We start from the raw sequence: 22440 nt of genomic DNA on the forward strand, positions 1-22440 counted from the left end.
CGGTCTTTTTGCGGAGGGCGACGCGGAGCCGCCGCGCCGTTCGGCTAGTCGAGCTGGATGATGCCGCGTTTCACCGCGGCCAGGATTGCCTGCGTGCGGTCGGAAACGCCCAGCTTCGCGAGGATGCTTTTCACGTGGATCTTCACGGTGCCCTCCACGACCTGCAGCGCGGCGCCAATTTCCTTGTTGCTGAGTCCCTTCGCGACGAGCCGCAGTACTTCGAGTTCACGGGGCGAAAGCTGGGAGAGGACGCGCCCATTCATGCGCGTCGAGATTTCCGGCGGGATGTAGTGCTCGCCGTGATGGACGGCCCGGATTGCCTCCAGCAGGCGCTCCAGCGCCATCTCCTTTACCACGAAGCCGGAGGCGCCGGCGGACAGCGCCTGGAACACTTCGTCGCCGCTCGCGTAGTTGCTGAAGATCAGCACGCGCGCGTCGGGAAACTCGGCCCGCAGTGCCCGGATGGTCTCGAGGCCGTTCATGCGCGGCATGCGCAGGTCGAGCACCACCACGTCCGGCCGGTGCCGCCGGTACGCCTCCAGGGCGTGCACGCCATCGTCGGCTTCGCCGATCACCTCCATGTCGGGCTCGCCGCTGGTCGCGGTCACGAGACCCATGCGCATGACGATGTGGTCGTCGACGAGGAGGATCCGGATCTTCTCAGCTGGCTTCGCTGGTTGCATGAGCGGGTTGGTCGGTTGGAGCGGCGAACGGGAAGGCCACGACGACCGAGATGGTGGTGCCCTGACCGGGCTGGCTCTGGATGCGGATGTCGCCGCCGATCTTGCCGGAGCGGCCCTGGAGGCCGCGCAGGCCAAAATGCCCGAGCCCGTGGTGCAGAACCTCCTCGGGGTTGAAGCCGCGGCCGTTGTCCGCGATCACCAACTGCACGTGCCCCGGCTCGTAGCCGAGCCGCACCGTGATCGTGCTGGCGGCGGCGTGGCGCACGGCGTTGGTGATGGCCTCCTGGCCGATGCGCAGAAGGTGGTGCTTCGTCGCCGGCGTGAGAGGCACCGGTTCGCCGGTGACCCTGACCTCCACCTGGGCGGAGCCGGGATTGATGAGCTCCGTCAGCTTCCGCAGCGCCTGGCCCAGTTCGGTGCCCTCCAGCAGCGGTGACTCCATGTTCCACACCGCGTGCTGCACCTCGTGGCGGGTGAACGACACCATGTTGCGCGCCACGCTCAACCGGGAGCGGACGTCGGCCGTCAGGCCCGGGAGTTTCAGCGTGGCATCCAGCTGCAGCATCAAACCGCTGAGCCCCTGCTGCAGGCTGTCGTGGATCTCGCCGGCGAGCCGGCCGCGTTCGGCCAGGGTGGCGGCGTTGCGGGTCTCCTCGTTGAGCTTCTGCATGGCCGCGCGGAGTTCGTCAGTGCGGTGCTGGACCAGTCGCTCGAGGACGATGTTGCGGGCGTGCGTGCGCCGGATCGACCAGCGGACGAGCGCGAGCACGGCGATCGTCGCGCCGAGCGCGTAAAGCGCATAGGCGTACCAGGTCCGGTACCACGGCGGAAGGATCGTGAAATCGAAGGCAATCGGCGCGCCCATCGGCCCGTGGTTGTCGGTCAACCGCACGTCGAGGTGGTAGCGACCCTCCCGCAGCTCCGGGAAGTTGAGCACGGAGCCGTTGCTGAGCGGGGTCCAGTTGTCGTCGGCCTGGTTCAGGCGGTATTCGTACACCGGCGGCCGCCGGGAGGCGTACGAGCCGGCGAAGAAACGAAAGCTGAGGCTATTCTCGGCGTAGGGTAGGGAGCGCAGCCCCTGGAATGAGCCCGGTCCGCGGGCGAGTTCGCGGTGACTTCGGCCCCCGACCACGGTGGTCAGCACCGGCCGGAACGCGCGGCGGGTGTCGGGGCCGGTGCGGCGGTCGACGTGGTACAGCGACTGCCCGCTCGAAATCCAAACCTCACCTTCGGGCAGGAGCTGCACGAACGGGATGCGGTCGTTGACGATGTCGAACGAAGTCGTGTCAAAACGGTAGCGCTCGCCTTCGCGCGTGATGGTGAAGAGCCCGCGTTCGTGCGAGGCCCACAAGGTGCCGTTGTCGTCGGCTTGCAGGCGGGCGATCCAGTGCGGCGCCTGCTCGAGCAGCCGCTCGAGTTCCGGCGGGGCGTCGCAGATCGCCTCCGTGTCCTCGTTGAAATACACCCGCCCGATCGGCGGGGCGCTCAACACGACGATGCGGCCGACGACGCCGATATTGATCCACCGCGGGTCCGCCCAGGGGAACTGTTCGATCACCTGGGCGCGCGGCCGGCCGTCGTGCAGCGACAGGCGCGCGACGCGGTTCGGGCCGAGCTCGATCCAGATCGAAGTGCCGGCGCGGTGGACGACCGAGGGGTACCCGACGCCCGGCAGGCGGGGGCCCGATTCCGTCCAGCGCCCGTCCACCCGACGCAGCACGGCGATCTCAACCATGCCGATGGCATAGCAGAGGTCGGGCTCTACCATGACGAGCCTTGCGACCTCCATGGGGGTGATGATCGGGGTGAAGCGGCCGTCGCTCTCCACGGCGAACACGCCGCGGGCGTTGCCGATCAGCAGGTGCGGGCCCTGGGCCGCGATCGCCCACGCGCCGGCCGCCGGCTGGTTGCGCGTGGCCTGGAAGCGACTCGCGCCGCCCGGGGGGCCGGGGATCGCCTCGTAGAGCCGGCCGGAGGAGGCGACCATGACCCGGTCGTTCCATTGCACGACCTGCGGCCAGCTGATGGGCAGGCCGACGCGCTGGCCGAAGAGGCTGACGGCGGTGCCGTAGAGCAGCTTCTCCACGCCGCCCTCGCTCGCGATCCAGAGCACCCCGGCCTCATGCGTCGCCAGATCGGTGATACGATGATACTCGGGACTGGTCAGCGACGTGGTGATCTCGCCGTCGGGGGTGGTCAGGTAGAGCCCGCGCCCGTTGATCGCGATGGCCACGCCGCCGTCTTCGAGACGGCACAGGGCGGACACCCGCTCGCCGTCGCCGTTCACCAGCTGGGTCGCCCATGGCGTCATGGTCGTGCCGTCGAACACCGAGATCCGGCCGTCGAAGGTGGAGAACAGGACCCGCCCGTCATCGAATTCGACCGCGTGATCGATGCTCACGCCGTCGAGCCGCGTCCCGGGCACGCCCCGCGCGGTCTGCGTCGCGAGGTCGAGGTGCTGGATCTCGTGGTTCTGGGAGGAGACGTACACCTGCTCGCCGAGCGCGAACATCTTGGTGATGCCCGGGACCTCGATGAACGCGTGGACGCCAGTCGCGGGGTCGAGGTGGACGACGCCGTTCCAGCCGGCGAAGTACACGCCGCTGCGCGTCGAGACGATGTCGGAGAAGTTCGTGGCGAGCACCCAGCGGGGGTAGTGCGCCGGCACCAGCGGCCGCGGGCGGAGGGTCGCCCGGCGCGTCGGCTCCATCACGCCCCAGGAGCCGAGGGCGCCGTAGTACGAGCGCCCGTCGGGTCCCGTGACCACGTTCAGCATGGCGATGCCGGCGGGGGCGGGCTCCGCCAGGTCGACCCACGTCGCGTCATTCAACACCGCATACGTGCCCTGGTGGATCACCGCGAGGCGGCCGAAGCCGTCGAACCCCAGCTTGGCGCCGCGGGAGACGTTGCCGATTTCCTCGAACGGGTAGAAGCGGGTCAGCGGCAGGCCGCGAATCGGGGCCGGCGTGGGGGCGGCGGCCAGCGCCGACGCCACGAGCAGCGCCGCGGCCAAGGCGCGAAGCGGGGTGGATCGCCGGGACGAGGGGAGGGCGCGGCCGGCTTCCCGCCGGCGGCTGGACCAGTCGCGCGCGAACGCGTTGAGGTAACCCCGGGGCATGGTGAGGCCGGAAGGGTGCGCGCCGCCCCGGACGGCGTAAAGTCCGAACCCGGCTCCGGCGGTGCAGGGCGCGCATCCGGAGGCCTATTACCTAGGTGATAGGCCCGCCTGTACCAATGGGCGTTTGCATGGCGACCGTCGCGGCGCCGTCATTTACGGCGCCAACCCCGCCGCGGCCGCCCCTGCCGTCGGTTCCCCAATCCCCGGGCCCATGAAGAACCTGACCGTGCTCCTTTGTCTGCTCCTCGCTCCCGCATTGGCGGCGCGCGCGGACACCCCGCCGCCTCATTTGCGCGCCCAGGGGACGGCCACCCAGCTCATTGTTGACGGCCACCCATTCCTGATCCGCGGCGGCGAGATCAACAACTCCTCGGCCACGAATCCGGCGTTCCTGGCGCCCACTTGGTCCCGCTACGAGGCCATGAACCTCAACACGCTCCTCGTCCCCGTTTACTGGGACCTGATCGAACCCGAGGAGGGGCGCTTCGATTTCGCGACCGTCGACCAGGTGCTGGCGCAAGCGCGCGAGCACCGCATGCGGCTCGTGCTGCTGTGGTTCGGCTCGTGGAAGAACAGCATGTCCTGCTACGCCCCGGCCTGGGTCAAAAAGGACGTCAAACGCTTCCCGCGGGCCGAGGACCTGCGTGGCGACCGGCAGGAGATTCTCACGCCGTTCTCGGAGGAGAACCTGAAGGTCGATGCCCGGGCGTTCGCGCAGCTCATGCAGCATCTGCGCCAGGTGGACGGCACGCAGCACACGGTGATCATGATCCAGGTCGAGAATGAGATCGGGATGATCCCGACGGCGCGCGACCATTGCGCCGCGGCCAATGCGGCCTTCGCGCGGGCCGTGCCGACGGAGCTGATGGATTACCTCGCCGCCAATCTCGAGCACCTCGCGGCGCCGGTGAAGGCGGTCTGGCAGGGCGCGGGGGCGAAGCGCGCGGGCACCTGGACGGAAGTGTTTGGCGCCAGCGCCGCCGCCGAGGAAATCTTCATGGCCTGGCATTTCGCGCGTTTCACTGACGCCGTGGCGGTGGCCGGCAAGCAGGCCTACACGCTGCCGATGTTTGTGAACGCCGCGCTGATCCGTCCGGGACACCAGCCCGGGCAGTACCCCAGCGCCGGTCCGCTGCCGCACCTCTTCGACGTGTGGCGCGCCGCGGCCCCGAGCATCGATTTCCTTTCGCCCGACATCTACATGCAGGGCTTCATGGATTGGGCGCGCCGCTACAGGCAGGCCGGCAATCCGCTCTTCATCCCGGAGGCAATGCGCAGCCCGGAGGCTGCGGTGAACGCGCTCTACGCCTATGGCGCGCACGACGCCATGGGCTTCTCGCCTTTCGGCATCGATTCCGTCGGCCAGCCCGCGGCCGACACTCTCAAGGCGAGCTTCGGCCTCATCGCGCAGCTGGAACCCGTCATTCTCGCCTATCAGGGCAAGGGCGCCATGGCTGGGCTCCTGTCGGAGGGACCGGAGCAGCGGCAGCCGCAGGAGGTGACCTTCGGATCGTACGTCCTCAACGTCACCTTCGAGCGCGGCACGCCGCCGGCTCTGGCCGACGGTTTCATCGTGCCGACCGGCGGGCCGACGGGGCCGATCCCGCCCTCGGGCGGCCTCGTGATCGCCGTGGGGCCCGATGAGTTCATCTTCGCCGGTACCTCGATCATCGTGACGTTCGCGACGAAGGAACCCGGCATGACCGCCGGCATCCTGAGCGCGGAAGAGGGCCGCTACGTCGATGGCACGTGGCAGAATGTGCTCTGGCTCGGCGGCGACCAGACGCACCAGGGCCGGCATATCCGCCTCGAGCCAGGGCGGTTCTCGATCCAGCGCGTGAAACTGTACCGCTACTGACCCCTTCCCGCCGTGAGCAATCTACCCCTGGCGCCGACCACGAACCCTCGCTCGCCCGAAGCGCTGCTCCGCTTCGCTCCGAGCCATCCCCTTGCCCCATGAAGACGCGTGTTACCCAGACCGACATCGCGCGCGCCGCGGGGGTGCACAACACCACCGTGTCCCTGGCGCTGCGTAATTCTCCGGCGATCCCGGAGGCCACCCGCGCGCGCATCCAGGCGATCGCCGAAGAGATGGGCTATCATCCCGATCCTGCGCTGCAGGCGCTCGTCGCTTATCGCAACGGGCGCATGCCGGCCCGCTGTCATGGCACCATCGCCTATGTCACCAATGCGACATCCCGCTGGGGGTGGCAGAGCGCACCGGCCGACGCAAAGTTCTACGCTGGCGCCCAGCGCAAGGCGGAGCAAAGCGGCTTCCAGTTGGAACACTTCTGGTGTGGTGAGCCCGACGTGACGCCCCGGCGGCTGAGCAACATGCTCTTTCACCGCGGGATCACCGGCGTGATCCTGGCTTCGCACCGTCCGGAATGCGATGCGCTCGGGGAGATGGACTGGTCGCACTTCACCGCGATCAAGATTGGCTGTTTCCCGCATTCGCCGGGCCTCCACCGCGTCATGTACGACCGGAGCGGCGTGATCCGGCTGGCGATGAAGCAGGCGCTGGCGGCCGGCTACGAACGCATCGGGCTCGTGATGCCTACCCTGTGGGATGATGCCGCCGACCAGGCGTGGTCCGCCGGTTTCCTGGCGGAGCAATACCGGCTCCCGGAGGAGAGCCGCATTCCCATTCTCCTGTACGGCGAACGCGGCCGCATGCCGGACGAAACGCCCGACCGGACGGGCCCGGCGGTGGATATCGCGGCGCTCGCCGCGTGGTATAACCGGCATGAGCCGGAGGTCATCATCAGCATCGCGCCCTTCGTGCGTGAGCAACTGACGCGCCTCAAGCTGAACGTGCCGCGCGACGTCGGCTACGTCGACCTGTTCCTGGAGGGCACCGAGCATGGGGTCGCCGGCATCTGCGAAAACTGCGAGCGCGTCGGCGAGGTCGCCACCGAGCTCCTGGTGGCGCAGATGCATCAGAACCTGACCGGCCTGCCGCCGGTCCCGACCACCACGCTCGTCGAGGGGCGGTGGACGCCGGGCGCGACGCTGCCGATGCGGCGCCACGAGTTCGGCTGGGCCGGCGAAGTGGCCGCCACGAGCTTCAACGGGCCGATCCTGGCCAGCGCCTAACCTCCGAGTGACTCCGTTCTTCGCCATGCCGATCTTCCCGCCTCTCGCCCGGCGTGTCCGCTTCGGGATCCTGTTTGGCTGTGCGCTGGGGCTGCCGCTCCTCGCGGCCGCCGTGCCGGCGGATCAGCCGGCGCCTCGTCCCGGGGAAAAGTTCCGCCTCGCGCACGAGCAATTGCTCGCCAAAGCCCATGCCGGCCGGATCGACCTTTACTTCCTGGGTGACTCCATCACGCGGCGCTGGGGAGCGACCGACTACCCGGCGATGCTCGCCCACTGGCAGGCCAACTTCCATGGCTGGAATGCCGGCAACTTCGGCTGGGGCGGCGACTCGACCGAGAATATCCTCTGGCGCGTCGAGCACGGCGAACTCGACGGGGTCAACCCGCGGGTGATCGTGCTCCTCGCCGGGACCAACAACCTGGGCCTGCATCCGCCGCCCGGCGCCGTCGACGAGGTGCCCCGCGGCATCAAGGCGATCATCGATGTGTGCCGCCGCAAGGCGCCGCATGCCGTCATCATCCTCACCGCCATCTTCCCGCGTAACGACAGCGAGGCCGCCAATGCCGCCATTCGTGCCATCAATCCCAAGCTCGCCGCCTTCGCCGACGGTCGCACCATCCGCTTTCTCAATGTCAATGACCGGCTCGCCGACGAGCAGGGTCGGCTCTTCCCGGGCATGACGATGGATCAGCTCCATCCCACGGTGAAGGGATACGAGGTCTGGGCGGAAGGACTTCGCCCGCTGCTCACGGAGCTGCTCGGCCCCCGCGGCAAGGAGGACTGTGCTCCGCCGCCCACCGGCGAACCGATCGTGGATGCAAACGGCCGTGCGGTTTCCATGACGCCGTAGCGGTCGCGGCCGGGGCCGTGGCCGCGCTCAGCCGCTGATCCGATCGATGTTGTTGCCGAGGTTTCGGTAATCGACGGCCTCGCGCGGGCCGGTGCCGTTGAGAAACTCCTCAACGTTGGTGTAGCCGTCGCCATCGGCATCCGCCGCGCCGTCCGCCGCATCTGCCGGGTCGAGGCCATGCTGCTTTTCCCAGGCGTCCGGCATGCCGTCGGCGTCGCCATCAGTCGGGACATCGGCGGGAGAGAACGTGAGCGCTGGGAAGCCGCCGACTTCGTCCGGGTCGTTGATGATGCCCGAGCCATGCACCTTGCCGGTGCGCACGCTCGCGATGACGCGCGCATCCACCGCATCGCGGCGCGGTCGCGTGGCGCCGGCGCGGGCGAGGACGGAGTCGAGCGCCTGTTCGGCGGTTTCCTGCGGGAGCGGCCAGCCCACGAAGGGGGTGGCGACGCGCGCCGGTTCGACCGGACCGCGCATGCCGGCCCAGTTGTTGGCGGTGACCTCGGGGTGCCCGTCAAGGACGTTGCCCGCGACATACCATTTGCCCGGTCGCTTGGCGGTCTTCGGGTACCAATCGCCCGCGGCCCACGCGCTGCCGGGTGAATACATTCCCCGGGCTTCGATCCGGGCCAGCCGCGTCTCCACCTCGCCGCGACTCGCCGGGCCCGGACGATAGTAGTTGTTGATCAGGTTGACACAGGACGTCTCGTCCCCGCCGTCGATCGTGCGGTGACCCCAGTTGAACAGGACGTTGTTGCGAAAGTCGAAGGTGCCGGACATCCCGATCGACGGATTTCGCGCGGTGTTACAGGCGAAGAGATTGTGGTGAAACGTCGCGTGCTCGCCGCCCCAGGTGCCGCCGAAGGCGTGATGTCCGGCATTGAGCGCCTCGCTCGAGATGCACCATTGGATCGTGAGATTCTGAATCGGCATTTTGATCCGCGTGCCGTCGGGCATCGGCTTCATGTAGCGGTAGAGGGAAACGTTTTCGTCCATGCCCCAGCTGACGGAACAGTGGTCGAGGATGATCTGCCCCTCGGGGTTGCCGCCGATGTTGTCGGAACCCTGGCCGCCCTGGGGCCGGCCGCGGCGCACGCGCAGGTGGCGGAGGATGACGTTCCGCGTGTTGATGTTCAGCGACTGGTGCGCGAGGCAGATGCCGTCGCCCGGGGCGGACTGGCCCGCGATGGTGATGTCGGGATGATCGAGGTTCAGGTCCGACTTCAGTTCGATCGTGCCCGCGACGCGGAAGACGACGATCCGTGGTCCTTCCGCCTCGATCGCGGCGCGAAGACTGCCGGGACCGGCATCATTCAGGTTGGTTATGGCGATGACGCTCCCGCCGCGACCACCGGTGGTGAACATGCCGCCACCCCAGGCACCGGGGAAGGCCGGGATCGTCATGGGCATGCGCGGCGGATGCGGCGGCATCTCACCGGGCGACGAGGCGGTGGGCTGCGCCAACAACGAAGAGGCGAAGAGGAGGGCGATGGCGGCGGTCGGTTTCATGCTTGGGTGCGGCGGGACGTGGTGGCGGCGGCAACGTTGCCGGCGGAGTCACGTGACCGTTAGGGCCGAGCTGCAGAACGCGACGGACCTCGCGAACCTGTCGGCCCTCACGAACGGTTTCCTTGAGTAGGTCGTCAGGCCGGGATTCGAGTTCCCGGCGTGGATTTCGCATCGGCCGCCGCGGCGCGCGGGCGGGCGCGTCCGAACATCCGCTGCAGCCCGAGGCGGGGTACCAGACCGAGCGCCTCGAACGTGATCGCGAGCGAAAGCTTTGACCGGCCGTCTCGCCGCTCCGTGAAGACGATCGGCACCTCCCGCAAGGTGAGTCCCGCCCGCTGGGCCCGGAAGTGCAGCTCGATCTGGAACCCGTAACCTTCCGAATGCACACCCGCCGCCACGAGCACGCCGAGTGCCTCCCGCCGGATCGCCTTGAAACCGCTGGTCGGGTCCGAAAGCCGCAGGCCGGTGAAGAAGCGCGTGTAGACGCCCGCGCCGAGGCTCAACAGGAGGCGGCGCAGCGGCCAGTGCACGACGCTGATGCCTTGGAGATAGCGCGAGCCGATCGCCAGGTCCGCGCCGGCGTCGAGGGTCGCCAGCAGCCGCGGGACGTCATCGGGATCGTGCGAAAGATCGGCGTCCATCTCGAGCGCCGCGGTGTAGTCGCGGCGCAGCGCCCATTCGAAGCCATCGAGGTACGCGGAGCCGAGCCCCAGCTTGGCGTGGCGCGACAGCAGGAAGACCCGCTGCCCGAACTCCAGGTGCGTGCGCACCAGCGCCGCCGTGCCGTCGGGGGAGGCGTCGTCCACCACGAGCACATGCAGCCCGCCAGGGAGGGCCAGCACGCGGGCCAGGACGCCGGGCAGCGATTCGACCTCGTTGTAGGTCGGCATCACGAGCAGCGGACGGCTGGAGGGAAGCGAAGGGCAGGGGAGCGACATGGCCAAGGCGGCGCGGGCGGCGCGCGGGGCGAGCAGAATTGAGAGACTGCCGCGAGGCAACGGTTTACGCGGCTGGTGTCTCCTTTAGGTGACCGTCCTCGAGCTTGATGACGCGGTCGGCGACACCGTAGTACGCGTCGTCGTGCGAGATCACGAGGACGGTTTTGCCCTGCTCCTTCAGGTCCGGCAGAATTTCGTGGTAGAAGATGCGTTTGAACACCGGGTCCTGGTCCGCCGCCCATTCGTCGAACACGTAGAACGGACGGTCCTCGAGGAACGCGATGAGCAGCGCGATCCGCTTTCGCTGGCCCTGCGACAGGTCCGTGGTGGAAAGCCGGCTCTCCTGCACCGTCAGCTTCTTCTGCAGTTGCAGGCGCGCAATGTAGTGATCGACCCGCGCCTGGTATGGCGACACGTCCAAGCCGAACGCCTCGTCGAAGAGGTAGAAGTCCGAGAACACGACGGAGAACATCTGGCGGTACAGTCCGCGCTTCGGCTCGTCGATCAGCTCGCCGTTCCACCGCAGCTCGCCGCTCTCCGCCGGGTACAGCCCGCACAGGATCTTCATCAGCGTCGTCTTGCCGCTGCCGTTGCCCCCGGTGAGGAAGACGACGCTGTTGCGGGCAATCGTCAGCGAAATCGGGCCGACGGAGAAGGTCTCGTTCTCGTCGCGATTGTAGTAGGTGAACCGGATCTTCGAGAGCTCCAGCAGCGGCTGGTCCGAGGTGTGGACCAGCGGCGTGACGCCGGTGGGCGAGGGCGTCGGTGCGCGGTCGTAGGCGAAGCTGAATCCGATCGACTTCAGCTTGTTGATCGCGATCGCGATGTTCTGAAAGTCCGGGCCCCAATCGATCAGGAAGTGGAGCGGCAGGACCATGTACAGGAGGCCCCAGATGATGCTGGTGAGGTTCTTGTCCCGGAGTTCGAGATAGGGGGCGACGAGGAACAGCAGCGAACCGAGGCCGATGAAGTAGAGGCAGTCGCCCCAGTGATAGCAGAAGTTCTGGATCGCGCGGCCCTTGATCCGGTCGCTGCGGATGTTGTCGCACGTCTGCTTGATCCGATCGTTGAGGAAGGTCGTCCGCCGCTGGTCGTGCATCAGCAGTTCCTTCGCGCCGTGGGTCACGGCGTGGAATGACCGGCAGAGCGCATCCCAGCGTTCCCGCGCCCGGGCGACGTACTTTTCGGAGAGGCGGAACGGCAGGACGAACGCGCAATAGCAGATGGCGAGATACACCAGCGACACCGCCGCGACGGCGGGTGAAATCACCGCGATGTACACGCCGCAGCCGATCACCGTGGAGAGGTTCAGGATGAAGCTGGGAATCTTGAAGATGATCAGGATGATCCGGTCCAGGTCGCTGGTGAGGGAGGCAAAAAGGTTGCTGCTGCCAATCGTCTCCAGGTTCCGCAGGGGCAGGTCGAGAATCTGCTTGCTGAGCTGAAACCGCAGGTTCGCCAGCTCATGCTCCGCGATCTGGATGTGCAGGTACTCCGCGAGGAAACTGGTCACAAGGTACACCACGACCAGCGCCGCAAACAGGAGCGGCACGGCCACATCGAGGAAGGAATCCACGCCCTTCAGCCGGAGATTGATCAACGCCAGAACGCCCGAGGAACAGAGGCCGGCGGTGATGCTCGCAATCACCGACAGCACGACCTGCAGCCGGTACTTCCGGAGGAGGATGTTCAGGACGCTGCAAACGAGCAGGATACGTTTCATCAGGCCGGTGCAGCGTAGGGGTGTCACGCGGGTCCGTCCATCCCTTCGTCCGTCAGGTCGGGCTTCGAAGCGTAAGAGGACCATGAAGTTCGCCCTTCTCGCGAGGGCGGCCAGGGCGGTGTTGGCTTCGCTCTTGCGCCCGGGGAAGGCGGGTCCGATAAGACGCCTAAATTTCTCGTATGGACTCCGTTAAGCTCGGATCGGCCACCGAAAGTCCGGACCCGGCAGAGGCATTGATGGCCGCTGACCGGCAGCTGGACCCCGTCCTGACGCCGCCGGCGGGAATGCCCGTGCCGCTTGATGCCGCGAAGGTGGTCCTCCTGACCGGCGCCACCGGGTTCGTGGGAGCGCACCTGTTGCAGGAGCTGCTCCGGCAGACCCGCGCGAGGATTCTTTGCGTGGCGCGCGCGCAGAACCCGGATGAGGCGCGGTCGCGTCTTCAGGACAACCTGGCGCGGCTTGAGGTCGCATTGGCGCCGGATGACTGGGCCCGGATCGAGTCAGTCCCCGGCGACCTGACCAAACCGCGGCTCGGTTGGGACGCCGCCGCTTACTCGCTGTGGACGGAGGAGGTCGACGTGGTTTTCCATGGGGCGGCGGTGATGAACTTTTACCAGAGCTATGCCCAGCTCAGCCCCACCAACGTCGCGGGCCTGCACGAGATCCTCGGGTTCGCGATGCATGGTCGGGCGAAGGCGCTGCACTTCGTCTCGAGCAGCGGGGTTTTCGACTCCGATGCCTCCTGGGGCCAGGTGGTGCGCGAGTCGGATGTGCCCGCGCACTGCGCCGGCAGCGTTACCGGTTACACGCAGACCAAATGGGTTTGCGAGCAACTGGTCCTGCAGGCGCGCCGCCGCGGCCTGCCCGTGACGATGTATCGGCCGCCGTTCATCATGGGGCACTCGCAGTCCGGCGTCGTGGCCGACGACAACCTGGTCGTGAAGATGGTGCTCGGATCGATCCAGGGCGGCTGGTGGCCGATCGGTGACTCCGAGATCGAAATGGTGCCGGTCGATGCGCTCTGCCGCGCGATCGTGCACCTCGCCCGCCAGCCGGCCGCCGCGAACCGCACGTTCCACCTCAAGAGCCCGGAGCCGATGCGATGGAGCGACATCGGGGCCGCGCTGCGGGCCGCGGGTTACCCGGTCGGGTTCATTCCCTATCTGGAGTGGAAGCGCCGGCTGCCGGATTTTGGCCGCCGGCCCGGCAACGCGATGCGACCGCTGGTGCGCTTCTACACGAAGGCGCCGCCGCGCTTTTCGCGGCCCGTGCCCGAGATCTTCATCCGCCCGGGCCGGCCGGTTTTCGATTCGACGGAGACGCAGGCTTGGCTGGCGCCGGCGGGGCTTGTGCCGCCGCGGATGACCGCAGCGCTTTTCGCCCTATACCTGCGCTACTTTGTGCGGCGCGGGTGGCTGCCTCGCCCGGAGGAGTTCACCGCGCCCGAGCGCCATGGCACGGGCTCACGTCCGCCGTTGCCGACCGGAGGGATCCCGGCTTGAGGCCGGCTTCCGCGCCACCGCCGCCGCGGGTCCGCCGGTGCGTCGTCTCGACGTCCGGTCGCGCCTCTGGCATATCGCGGGCCGACCCTTCTCGCTCATGACCAGCCCCGCGCCAACGCTCGCCAGGCTTCAGAACGTGCTCGCGGCGTCGCGGGCAGGGCGGGTGGTTGCGACGGGCGATCCGGCGGCTTTTGCCCGGCTCGATTCGATCAGCAAGCTCGAGCTCCTGCTCGAGGTGGAATCCACCTTCGGCGTGGAGTTGCCGGAGGGCAGGGTGGCGGGGTTGCGCGGCGTGACCGAGCTGGCGGCGCTGATCGACGAGCAGCGGGCCGCGTCGCCCGCGGTGCCGGCCGATCCACTCCAAAGCTGGCTGCGCGAGCCGCTCCCGGTCGTGCGGCGGCCCGACTGGCGGGCCTGGCCGATGGCGCTGCTGGTGACCGCGGTGCGGTGGCGCTATCGCGTGCGCGTCCAGGGGCGCGAGCATCTCAACCTGCGTGCGCCGTGCCTGGTTTGCGCCAATCACTCGAGCCACCTCGACGGACTGGCCCTGCTGGCCGCCGCGCGGCCGGACGGCAACCGCATGGTTTTCGCGGTGGCCAAGGACTATTTCTACCGCCGCGCCGGTTGGTGTGTCGGAGCGGTGTCGGTCGTCTGGTGGGCGCGCGGCGGCGACGTGGCGGCGGCCCGGGAGAACCTGCGGCAGGTCGCGGCCTGTCGGGCGACGGGGCGGCCGGTGGTGTTTTTCCCCGAGGGCACGCGCTCGCCCACCGGGGAGTTGCAGCCGTTCCGCGAGGGGCTCGAGTTTCTCGCGAGCCGGCTCGATCTCCCGGTCGTGCCGTGCTGGATCGAGGGCGCGTACGCGGCGCTGCCCAAGGGCGCCACTTGGCCGCGCGGCGGCCGGATCAGCGTCAGTTTCGGCCCGGCGCTGCGCGCGCGGGCTGGGGAGGAGGGGTTCGCCGCCCGCGTGCGCGCGGCGATGCTCTCGCTCCGCAGCGGCCCTCGCGCATGAAGCCCGTCGTCGCGGCATTCGACTTCGACGGCACGCTTTGCCGCGGGGTGAGCGGACTGCGGTTCTTCCAGCACGTGCTCGGGCCCGGGGCGTACGCGTGGTTCGTGGCGCGGCGCTGGCCGCAGATGGCCGCGTACGGCTGCCGGCTGCAGCCCGAGCGCAGTCTCGCCTGCATCAACCGGACGGTTTTCACGGGCCGGGAGGCCGCGGCGGTGGCGGCGGCCGCGGAGGTGTTCTGGCGCACGACCTTTCCGCGCGACCTTTTCCCGGCGGCGGTCGCCCGCCTGCGGGCCCATCTCGACCGCGGAGACCGCTGTGTCATCGTGAGCTCGGCGTACGAACTGTATCTTCGCCCCTGGGCCGCGAGCCTGGGCATCCAGGATGTGCTGGCGACGCGCCTCGCGGTCGACGCCGCCGGCCGGCTCACGGGCGAGATGCTCGAGCCCAGCTGTGATGCGGAGCACAAGCGCGACCGGCTCCTGCAGTTGCTCGGCCCGCGGGCCGCGTATGAGCTCCATGCGTACGGCGACCGGCCGACGGATTTTGCGTTGCTGAGCGCCGCCGACCAGCCGTTCATCCGGCAGGGCGGCTCCTTCCAGCACTGGCAGCCGCGCCGTTGATACCATGCAAATGATGACCTTCACCGGTTGGGGCGTCCCCGAGAAGGCGACCGACACGTCGCGGCTGCCCAAGCTCTGGCCGTTTGCCCACCGCGTGATCGGGCTCACGCCCGAGATGGCGCGCCCGTGCGTCGATCCCGCCACGATCCGGTTGCCGGAGTCGCGGCTTTCCGCGGCGTCGATCCGCGAGCTCGGAGCCTGCGTCGGCGTCGATCACGTGGCCGTCGATCACGGCACGCGCCTGCTGCACTGCTACGGGAAGAGTTACCGCGATCTCCTGCGCGCGCGGCTTGGCCAGGTGGAGCGCGCGCCCGATGCGGTGGTGTTCCCGGGCACTCACGCCGAGGTCGAGCGGCTTCTGGCCTGGGCGGGGGCGCAGGGCGTGCGCGTCATTCCTTTCGGCGGCGGCACCAACATCGTCGGCGGCGTCGAGGCGAGCCCGACCATCGCCGAGCCGATCGTCACCGTCAGCCTCCGGCGGTTGAACCAGATGCTCGCGCTGGATGAAGCTTCGGGCGTCGCGACGCTCGGCGCCGGGATGCTCGGGCCGGAGCTCGAGGATGCGCTGAACCGGCGCGGTTTCACGCTCGGCCACTTCCCCGACTCGTTTGAGTTCTCCACGCTCGGCGGCTGGATCGCGACCCGCTCGGCGGGCATGCAGTCCGACGCCCGCGGCAAGATCGAGGACATGGTGGTGGGCCTGACGGTTGCCACGCCCTCGGGCACGCTCGTGACACGGGCCGTGCCGCGGGCGGCCGCCGGTCCCGATCTCAAGCAGCTCATCGTTGGTTCCGAGGGCGCGCTTGGCATCATCACCTCGGCGACGATGCGCGTGGCGCGCCTGCGGCCGCGCGAGTACCGCGGTTTTCTTTTCCCCACGTTCGAGGCGGGCGTCGGCTACGCGCGCCGGATTTGGGAACTCGGACTCGCGCCCACGACCATGCGACTCTCGAACGCGCAGGAGACGCAGTTCGGCATGGTGTTGAAGCCACCGTCAAAGGGGCTCAGCCACCTGGCCACCCGGGCCGCCATGGCCTACCTGCGGCGCGTGCGCGGCTACGATCTCGACCAGACCTGCGTCATGATCCTGGGCTGGGAACTCCCGGCGGACGAACTGGCGCGCAAGCGTCGGGCCGCGCTCCGGCTGTTGCGCGAGTTCAACGGTTTCGACGGCGGGGCGGGCGCGGGCAACGCGTGGTATGCCCGCAAGTACGATTACCCGTACCTGCGCGACCTCGTCATGGGCCACGGTGGCATGTGCGACGTCACCGAGACGGCCGTGCTCTGGAAGGATGTGCTGCCCACGTACGACCGGATTCATCGCGGGCTGCGTGAGGAGGTGCAGGCGCCGGACTGCGCAGGTTACGTGGGGTGTCACCTGTCGCACATGTACGCCGAGGGTGTGTGTCTCTATTTCACGTTCGGCGCGCGGCAGGACGAACGCGACCCGCTCGGGCAGTACCTGCGCGTGAAAGGGCGCGCGATGGACCTGGTGCTCTCCTCGGGCGCCGCGCTCTCCCACCATCACTCCATCGGCTACGAGCACCTCCCCTGGCTCGGGCAGCATGTCGGCCCGCTCGGCCTGAAGGCGTTCCGCGACCTCAAGCGCACCTTCGACCCCGCCGGCGTCTGCAACCCCGGCCGACTCGTGCCCGAACCCGATTCGCTCATGACCCGACGTTGGCCGGGCCGCGCGGCGGGCACCGACTCCGTTCCGCAGCCCTAGGCGAGGGACTGGCGCATGCACTTTCCCGCGGCCTTCAGTGTCGACGTCGAGCAGGACTGCCCGCCGTACCTCGACACCTGTCGGGGCATGGAGACGGGGATGCCGCGTCTGCTGGACCTGCTCGGCGAACTGGAGCTCAAGGCGACGTTCTTCACCACCGGCGAGATGGCGCGGCGTTTTCCCCGCGTGATCGAGCGGCTGGTCGCGGAAGGGCACGAACTCGGCTGCCACGGCGACCAGCATCGCGACTTCACCACGCTGGACCAGGCGGCCGCCGAGGCGGAGTTGGGCGCCGCGCTGGCGACGCTCCGGGCTTTCGGGCCGGTGGAGAGTTTTCGCGCGCCGTACCTCCGCTTCCCCGTCACCTTCCTGCCGCTGCTGGTGTGCCACGGGCTGCGGCTTGATTCGTCGCTCGCCCGCTACAAGTCGGGGGCCAATCACCGCGCCGGGCCGGTGCCCGCCGGCCTCGTGCGGGTGCCGGCGTCGATGACTTCGTCCGTGCTGCGCCTGCCGCGTTGGATCCGGGCGCCGTGGCTCGCGCGGCTGCGGCCCCCCGTCGTGCTGTTCGTTCATCCCTGGGAGGCGGTCGATTTCCGCCGTTCCTCGCTGCGTTGGGACTGTCGTTTTCGCACGGGCGTTCCGGCGCTGGCGTGCTGGCGTTCGGCGTTGCTGGACCTGCGGGCCGCGGGCGCCGACTTCGCGCCGTTGCGCCAGTTTTTGAGTTTTCGCGGGTAGTGATCCGGGTGACGACCATGGTCGCCATCGCGTGGCGATTACTGGTCGCGGCCGGATTTGCTAATACTTGGAGGAAAGCCTGTTGACCCTCGGACTCGCCGGCGATTGTCTCTCGGCTCCAGCAGCGATCCAGCCTCGCTCAACTCTGACGCATGAAAAACGCCTGCACTCCGGCACAGGGAGGATTGGTCGGTCGTATCGTGACGATACTGGTGGCGGGACTCCTCGCGATGACGGCCCCCGCCGCGGAACCCGTCGCCCCCGCGGGCGGCGGACTCTCGCTGAGCGAAGCGCTTGCCGCGACGCTCTCGAAACAACTCGGCGTGGAGGTGAGCCGCCAACAGGTCACGCGCCAGCGGGGCGTGCTGCAATCGGCGTCCGGTCAATTTGACTGGGTGTTCGGCAGCAGCTTCTCGAAGGAAATCGCGCGCACACCGACGGGCACGCCGCCGCCGTATCTCGCGGTGAAGCGCGAGGACACCAATACCTATACGGTTGGGCTCGCGAAGCAGTTTCGCGCCGGCCTGACGGTGACGCCGCATCTGGCGGTCGTCGACGCCAGCGACAACGTTTCGACCCTCGCTCCCGTCAGCTACTCCCAGCTCGCGCTGAAATTTGCGTTGCCGCTGCTGCGTGGGTTCGGCCATCGCGCCACGACGGCGCAGGAGCGCGCGGCGCGGTCCGCCCTCGGCGCGCAGGAGCAGTACGCGCGCTATCAGGTCGAGCAGTTGGTTTACCAGACGACGGCGAGCTATTGGAACTGTCTCGCGGCGCGGCGCGACCTCGAGATCCTGCGCGACGGCACCAAGCGCGCGGAGCAGATCTTCGCGACCGTCGAGCTTTACGCCCAGGGTGGAGAGATTGATTCCGGCACGCTCGACCAGGCGCGCGCGCTGGTCGCCAGCAAGCGGGCCGATGAGCAGCAGGGTGAGCTCACCTACTTCGAGGCGCGGCAATCGCTGGCCCTCGCCATCGGTTTTGGCCGCACGCAGCTGTCGACTCCGCCCGAAGTCGCCGGGGAGTTCCCGGCCGTCATCGACGTGACGTCGATTCCGCCGGCGCTGGGCGAGAAATACGTGGCCGAGGCGCTGGAGCGTCGCGGCGACTACCGTGCCGCCGGCCTCAATCTCGCTGCGGAACAGGCGCTGCTCGAGCAGGCGCGCAGCAACGTGAAGCCGCGCTTCGACCTGGAGCTGACGCTCGGCTACACCGGCTACGACCGCCGCACCGATCGGTTCCGTCCCGCCTACGCGGTCTCCAATGATCTCACCGGCGTGAACGTGCTGAGTGCGGTCACACTCGAATGGCCGCTGCCCAACAACGTCGCCCGCGGCGCCCTCCTCAGTCAGCGCGCGAAGGTCGAGCAGATCCGGTTGGAAAGTGAACAGTCCGCCAACGGCATCGCCGCCAACGTGCTCGTCGCCCTGGAAACCCTGCGCACCTCGATTGCCCAGAACGCCATGAGCACCGCCGCGGTGGACACCTACCGCAGCGCGCTCGCGCAGACCGGCGAGAAGATGCGGGCGGGCGAGTCGTCCCTCACCGACGTCATCGACATGGAGGATCGCTACGCCAGCGCGCGGCGCGCGCGCAACGAGACCCAGCGCAAGTATGCGGTGACGCTCGCGCAGCTCCGACTGCTCACCGGCACCCTTTCGAACACCACCCAACGCGACGCCGTGATCGAGGTTCAGAATCTCACCCAGGTCCCCTTCACCCGCTGATTCCATTCCCGCCATGAATGTCCTCTCGCTGACCCGCCGGTTCGCCGGCTCGCTGCTCGTCCTGCTTTCGCTGACCAGTGCGCTCGAGGCGAAGATCGGTGCGCTCGGCCGGATCATGCCGGCCGGCGACATCCTGAACCTCCCCGGCACCGGTGACGCGGTGGCCACGGTCCACGTCAAGGAGGGTGAACAGGTCGCCGCCGGCGCGCTCCTCGTGACGTTCCGGAGCCACGATACCGCCACGAACGAGGTCGCGATGGCGCAGCTCGCGTTGCGCGAGGCCGAGGAGCTCGGGCAGATGGCCCTGGAAGCCCAGGAGCTGCGCCTCGAGGTCGGCCGCCGCGATTACGAGTACGCCCGCGCGCGGTATGAGCGCTTCGTCCAGCTCGGCGGCGAAAAGAGCTCGCCCCAGCAGGTCGCCGAACGGGCGCACCAGATGCGCAACGCCGAGTTGAGCTACCTGGCCGCCCAGAAGGAGTACGCCCGCGCCAAGATCGACCGGGACATGAAGATCGAGCGCGCCCGCAACCAGCTCGCGATCGCGCGCGACAAGCTCGACCGCTCCACCTTGTGCGCTCCGGCCGCCCTGACCGTCGTGAAGCTCGGCGTCGTGCCCGGCACCGTGCCGAGCGGGGTCGCGGTCTGCCTGGCCAATCTCACCGAGATGCAGGTCAGCGCCGAGGTGTTCGCCGGTGACCTGCCGAAGCTCAAGCTCGGCCAGCCCGCCACGATCACCAGCACCTCCCTTCCCGCCCCGATCAAGGGCAAGGTGATTTCCATCGGCCGCGTCATTTCCGGCCGCGCCAAGGTCGCCGAGGTCCTCATCAAGCTCGATGAGACCGAGGTCGCCAGCCGGCTGCTGAACCTCGAGGTCAACGTCTCGATCGACGAATAGGACCCGAGCCGTCCGTTCCCGCCCATGAGGATCTGCCTCGCCTGGCACAACACGCTGCAGAACCGGAAGCGTTCCCTCGCGGCCCTCGCCGGGATTACTTTCGCCGTGCTGCTCGTGTTCATGCAGCTCGGCTTCCTCCAGACGGCGAAGACGAGCTCGACCGTCGTCTACAACTACTTCCAGTTCGACCTGATCATCACCTCCGCGCGGTTCGAGTCGCTCGAGTCCGCGAACGCCTTCGACAGCGCGCGGCTGCTCCAGGCCCGCGTCGTGCCCGGCGTCGCCGATGTTGCCACCCTCAACTACCGGCGCGCCCGCTGGCGCGACCCGGAGAACGACAACCGCGGCATCGGCTGCATGCTGATGGCCTACGATCTCAACCCCGCGTTTGTCGCGCCCAGCGAGCGCGCCGCGCTCCTGCCGCTGGCCACCCGCGACGTGGTGTCGCTCGGCCGTAACTCGCACCCGGACTACGGCTCCAAGCGCCTCGGCAAGGCCGCCTCCCTCCAGCGCTGGCCGGTGACGATCGGTTCGCTGTTCGACATGGGCGTCGGTTTCCAGGCGGAGGGCGCCGCGCTCGTGAGCCTCGACACGGGCCAATCCATCTGGCGCGGCTCCAGCCGCGACACGACGTACGGCCTCGTGCAGGTGACGCCCGGCGCGGACCCGCTGGTCGTGCGGCGGGCCCTGGTCGAGGCGCTCCCGCGCGACGTCCTCGTGTTCACCAAGCAGGAGCTCGTGACCCGTGAGCGCGACTACTACGTCAACGTGAAGCCGATCGGGATCATGTTCCGCACCGGCGCCTTCGTGGCGTTCTGCGTCGGCGGCGTGATTCTCTATCAGGTTCTCGCGAGCGAGATCTCCAACCGCCTCCGTGAGCTCGCGACGCTGAAGGCCGTCGGCTTCTCCGTGTGGTACGTGTATGGCGTCGGCATCCAGCAGGCCGTCATCTTCGCGGCGCTCAGCTACGTGCCCGCGTTCCTGTTCAGCCTGGTGACCTTCCGCCTGGTCGAGTGGGCGAGTCACATCCCGATGTACATGACCTGGCAGCTCGGGTTGTTCGTGCTCGGGCTGTCGGTGGCCATGACCTCGATCTCCAGCGTGCTCGCCCTGCAAAAGGTGAAGCGGGCCGATCCGGCCGACCTCTTCTGACCATGCAGCTGCGCCACCGCATTCCCGTCGCCTGGTACCTGCTGGTCCACCGCAAGGGCCGCTTCGTCCTCTCTCTCCTGGGCATCGCGTTCTCCGTGGTGATCATGTTCATGGAGGTCGGGTTCTATAACGGCATCAATGACAGCCAGGCGCGGCTGGCCACCTACCTCGATGGCGACGTGGCCCTCATCGAGCGCGGCCGGTACAGCCTGCTCGAGATGAACCAGCTGAACCGGATTCGGATGCAGCAGGCGCTGGGGCTCCCGGAGGTGGTATCCGCGACCCCGCTTTACGAGGGCACCGAGCTGATCGTGAATCCGCAGACCGGCCTCGTGCAGGCCGCCTCCGTCCTCGCGTTTCCCGCCGGCACGCACCCGCTGAAGTTGCCGGAGCTCGACACCTACGCCGCCCAGCTGGCGATCCGCGGCAACGTGCTGTTCGACCGCCGCGCCCGCGACCTCTTCGGCCCGATCGGGCCCGGGACGCAGCTGCAGGTCCCCGACGGCGTCCAGAATGTCGTCGGCATGGTGTCGATGGGACCGAGCATCCGCACCGACGGCTGGGTCCTGATGGCCGAGCATTCCTGGATCAATTCCAAGGAGGAGGCAGACTTGGTGACGATGGCGCTCCTCAAGGTTCGGCCGGGCACGGATATTCCGGCGTTGAAGCAGAAGCTCCTGAAGCTCGTCGGCGAGGAAGTCCTCGTCATGACGCCCGAGGAGCTGCGCGTGCGCGAGGTGGAGTTCACCGCCGACGCCACCCCGGCGGGCGGGGTCTTCGCCATCGGCCTCGCGATCGGGTTCCTGATCGGGATGATCATCTGCTACCAGATCCTGTTTAACGAGATCAGCGACAATATGCCCCAGTACGCGACGGTGAAGGCAGTCGGCTTCTCCCGCACCTACCTCGTCGCCCTGGTCCTGCAGCAGGCGCTCCTGCTTTCGCTCTTTGGCTTCCTCCCGGGCCTGCTGGGCGGCGGCCTGCTCTACACCGTCATCGAGCACTCCACGGGCATTCTCATGTTCCTCAGCTGGCCGCGCTCGCTGCTCGTCTTCGCTCTCACCGTCTTCATGTGCATCGGCTCCGGCCTGCTCGCCGTCCAGAAGGTCCTGCGCGCCGATCCCGCCGAGGTGTTCTGAAACCCGTCTCTCGTCATCCTT

The 22440-nt window shown here is 68.3% G+C and carries 17 protein-coding genes; 12 read left to right on the forward strand and 5 right to left on the reverse strand.

Annotated elements, in window-relative coordinates; genetic code table 11:
* Nucleotides 1-44: 44 nt before the first annotated feature.
* Nucleotides 45-683, reverse strand: coding sequence for a response regulator transcription factor (locus DB354_RS17505; RefSeq protein WP_107836922.1), 639 nt, complete (start codon nt 681-683; stop codon nt 45-47).
* Nucleotides 661-3801 (reverse strand): ATP-binding protein, encoded by a 3141-nt coding sequence (locus tag DB354_RS17510; protein WP_107836923.1) that lies wholly within the window; start codon nt 3799-3801, stop codon nt 661-663. The genes DB354_RS17505 and DB354_RS17510 overlap by 23 nt, the downstream gene beginning before the upstream one ends.
* 211 nt (nt 3802-4012) lie before the next feature.
* Between DB354_RS17510 and DB354_RS17515 the strand changes: the two genes are divergently transcribed.
* The 3 genes from DB354_RS17515 (at nt 4013) to DB354_RS17525 (ending at nt 7747) form a co-directional block, all read left to right on the forward strand.
* The gene (locus DB354_RS17515) at nt 4013-5659 is read left to right on the forward strand and encodes a DUF5597 domain-containing protein (protein ID WP_107836924.1); all 1647 of its coding nucleotides are present in this window, start codon (nt 4013-4015) and stop codon (nt 5657-5659) included.
* Nucleotides 5660-5757: 98 nt separating this feature from the next.
* On the forward strand, nt 5758-6897 hold the full coding sequence (locus DB354_RS17520) for a LacI family DNA-binding transcriptional regulator (RefSeq protein ID WP_107836925.1): 1140 nt from the start codon (nt 5758-5760) through the stop codon (nt 6895-6897).
* A gap of 25 nt (nt 6898-6922) precedes the next feature.
* Complete coding sequence (locus tag DB354_RS17525) at nt 6923-7747, forward strand: GDSL-type esterase/lipase family protein (RefSeq protein WP_146180309.1); 825 nt, start codon at nt 6923-6925, stop codon at nt 7745-7747.
* Between the two features lie 27 nt (nt 7748-7774).
* Here the strand turns inward: DB354_RS17525 and DB354_RS17530 are convergent, their stop codons facing one another.
* The 3 genes from DB354_RS17530 to DB354_RS17540 all read right to left on the reverse strand — a co-directional run bounded on the left by DB354_RS17530 (nt 7775) and on the right by DB354_RS17540 (nt 11917).
* Nucleotides 7775-9256 (reverse strand): polysaccharide lyase, encoded by a 1482-nt coding sequence (locus tag DB354_RS17530; protein WP_107836927.1) that lies wholly within the window; start codon nt 9254-9256, stop codon nt 7775-7777.
* Nucleotides 9257-9390: 134 nt separating this feature from the next.
* Nucleotides 9391-10194, reverse strand: a complete 804-nt coding sequence (locus tag DB354_RS17535; RefSeq protein ID WP_107836928.1) for a polyprenol monophosphomannose synthase — start codon at nt 10192-10194, stop codon at nt 9391-9393.
* Nucleotides 10195-10258: 64 nt separating this feature from the next.
* Entirely contained in the window at nt 10259-11917 is a 1659-nt protein-coding gene (locus DB354_RS17540; RefSeq protein WP_158277590.1) for a cyclic peptide export ABC transporter, read from the reverse strand.
* Nucleotides 11918-12096: 179 nt separating this feature from the next.
* On the opposite strand from DB354_RS17540, the gene DB354_RS17545 reads away from it, so the two are divergent.
* The 9 genes from DB354_RS17545 (at nt 12097) to DB354_RS17585 (ending at nt 22419) form a co-directional block, all read left to right on the forward strand.
* Complete coding sequence (locus tag DB354_RS17545) at nt 12097-13419, forward strand: thioester reductase domain-containing protein (protein WP_107836930.1); 1323 nt, start codon at nt 12097-12099, stop codon at nt 13417-13419.
* Nucleotides 13420-13516: 97 nt separating this feature from the next.
* Nucleotides 13517-14428 (forward strand): 1-acyl-sn-glycerol-3-phosphate acyltransferase, encoded by a 912-nt coding sequence (locus DB354_RS17550; protein WP_107836931.1) that lies wholly within the window; start codon nt 13517-13519, stop codon nt 14426-14428.
* Entirely contained in the window at nt 14425-15048 is a 624-nt protein-coding gene (locus DB354_RS17555; RefSeq protein ID WP_107836932.1) for an HAD-IB family hydrolase, read from the forward strand. Before DB354_RS17550 ends, DB354_RS17555 begins: the two co-directional genes overlap by 4 nt.
* Before the next feature lie 13 nt (nt 15049-15061).
* Nucleotides 15062-16774: an FAD-binding oxidoreductase gene (locus tag DB354_RS17560; protein ID WP_158277592.1), complete on the forward strand. Its 1713-nt coding sequence runs from the start codon at nt 15062-15064 to the stop codon at nt 16772-16774.
* Nucleotides 16775-16789: 15 nt separating this feature from the next.
* Nucleotides 16790-17509, forward strand: coding sequence for a polysaccharide deacetylase family protein (locus tag DB354_RS17565; RefSeq protein WP_107836934.1), 720 nt, complete (start codon nt 16790-16792; stop codon nt 17507-17509).
* Nucleotides 17510-17661: 152 nt separating this feature from the next.
* A complete protein-coding gene (locus DB354_RS17570; RefSeq protein ID WP_107836935.1) occupies nt 17662-19233 on the forward strand; it encodes a TolC family protein in 1572 nt (523 codons plus the stop codon).
* Between the two features lie 13 nt (nt 19234-19246).
* A complete protein-coding gene (locus DB354_RS17575; protein WP_107836936.1) occupies nt 19247-20128 on the forward strand; it encodes an efflux RND transporter periplasmic adaptor subunit in 882 nt (293 codons plus the stop codon).
* A 24-nt stretch (nt 20129-20152) separates the two neighbouring features.
* Nucleotides 20153-21280, forward strand: a complete 1128-nt coding sequence (locus tag DB354_RS17580; RefSeq protein WP_107836937.1) for an FtsX-like permease family protein — start codon at nt 20153-20155, stop codon at nt 21278-21280.
* Nucleotides 21281-21282: 2 nt separating this feature from the next.
* Entirely contained in the window at nt 21283-22419 is a 1137-nt protein-coding gene (locus DB354_RS17585; RefSeq protein WP_107836938.1) for an FtsX-like permease family protein, read from the forward strand.
* Nucleotides 22420-22440 lie beyond the last annotated feature (21 nt).

The sequence above is a fragment of the Opitutus sp. ER46 genome (assembly GCF_003054705.1).
Lineage (GTDB): Bacteria > Verrucomicrobiota > Verrucomicrobiia > Opitutales > Opitutaceae > ER46.

Coding starts and splice junctions, on each gene's coding strand:
- DB354_RS17510 (WP_107836923.1), bottom strand. CDS start 3,801: ATGCCCCGGGGTTACCTCAACGCGTTCGCGCGCGACTGGTCCAGCCGC.
- DB354_RS17585 (WP_107836938.1), top strand. CDS start 21,283: ATGCAGCTGCGCCACCGCATTCCCGTCGCCTGGTACCTGCTGGTCCAC.
- DB354_RS17515 (WP_107836924.1), top strand. CDS start 4,013: ATGAAGAACCTGACCGTGCTCCTTTGTCTGCTCCTCGCTCCCGCATTG.
- DB354_RS17580 (WP_107836937.1), top strand. CDS start 20,153: ATGAGGATCTGCCTCGCCTGGCACAACACGCTGCAGAACCGGAAGCGT.
- DB354_RS17550 (WP_107836931.1), top strand. CDS start 13,517: ATGACCAGCCCCGCGCCAACGCTCGCCAGGCTTCAGAACGTGCTCGCG.
- DB354_RS17535 (WP_107836928.1), bottom strand. CDS start 10,194: ATGTCGCTCCCCTGCCCTTCGCTTCCCTCCAGCCGTCCGCTGCTCGTG.
- DB354_RS17565 (WP_107836934.1), top strand. CDS start 16,790: ATGCACTTTCCCGCGGCCTTCAGTGTCGACGTCGAGCAGGACTGCCCG.
- DB354_RS17540 (WP_158277590.1), bottom strand. CDS start 11,917: ATGAAACGTATCCTGCTCGTTTGCAGCGTCCTGAACATCCTCCTCCGG.
- DB354_RS17530 (WP_107836927.1), bottom strand. CDS start 9,256: ATGAAACCGACCGCCGCCATCGCCCTCCTCTTCGCCTCTTCGTTGTTG.
- DB354_RS17505 (WP_107836922.1), bottom strand. CDS start 683: ATGCAACCAGCGAAGCCAGCTGAGAAGATCCGGATCCTCCTCGTCGAC.
- DB354_RS17555 (WP_107836932.1), top strand. CDS start 14,425: ATGAAGCCCGTCGTCGCGGCATTCGACTTCGACGGCACGCTTTGCCGC.
- DB354_RS17525 (WP_146180309.1), top strand. CDS start 6,923: ATGCCGATCTTCCCGCCTCTCGCCCGGCGTGTCCGCTTCGGGATCCTG.
- DB354_RS17570 (WP_107836935.1), top strand. CDS start 17,662: ATGAAAAACGCCTGCACTCCGGCACAGGGAGGATTGGTCGGTCGTATC.
- DB354_RS17545 (WP_107836930.1), top strand. CDS start 12,097: ATGGACTCCGTTAAGCTCGGATCGGCCACCGAAAGTCCGGACCCGGCA.
- DB354_RS17560 (WP_158277592.1), top strand. CDS start 15,062: ATGACCTTCACCGGTTGGGGCGTCCCCGAGAAGGCGACCGACACGTCG.
- DB354_RS17520 (WP_107836925.1), top strand. CDS start 5,758: ATGAAGACGCGTGTTACCCAGACCGACATCGCGCGCGCCGCGGGGGTG.
- DB354_RS17575 (WP_107836936.1), top strand. CDS start 19,247: ATGAATGTCCTCTCGCTGACCCGCCGGTTCGCCGGCTCGCTGCTCGTC.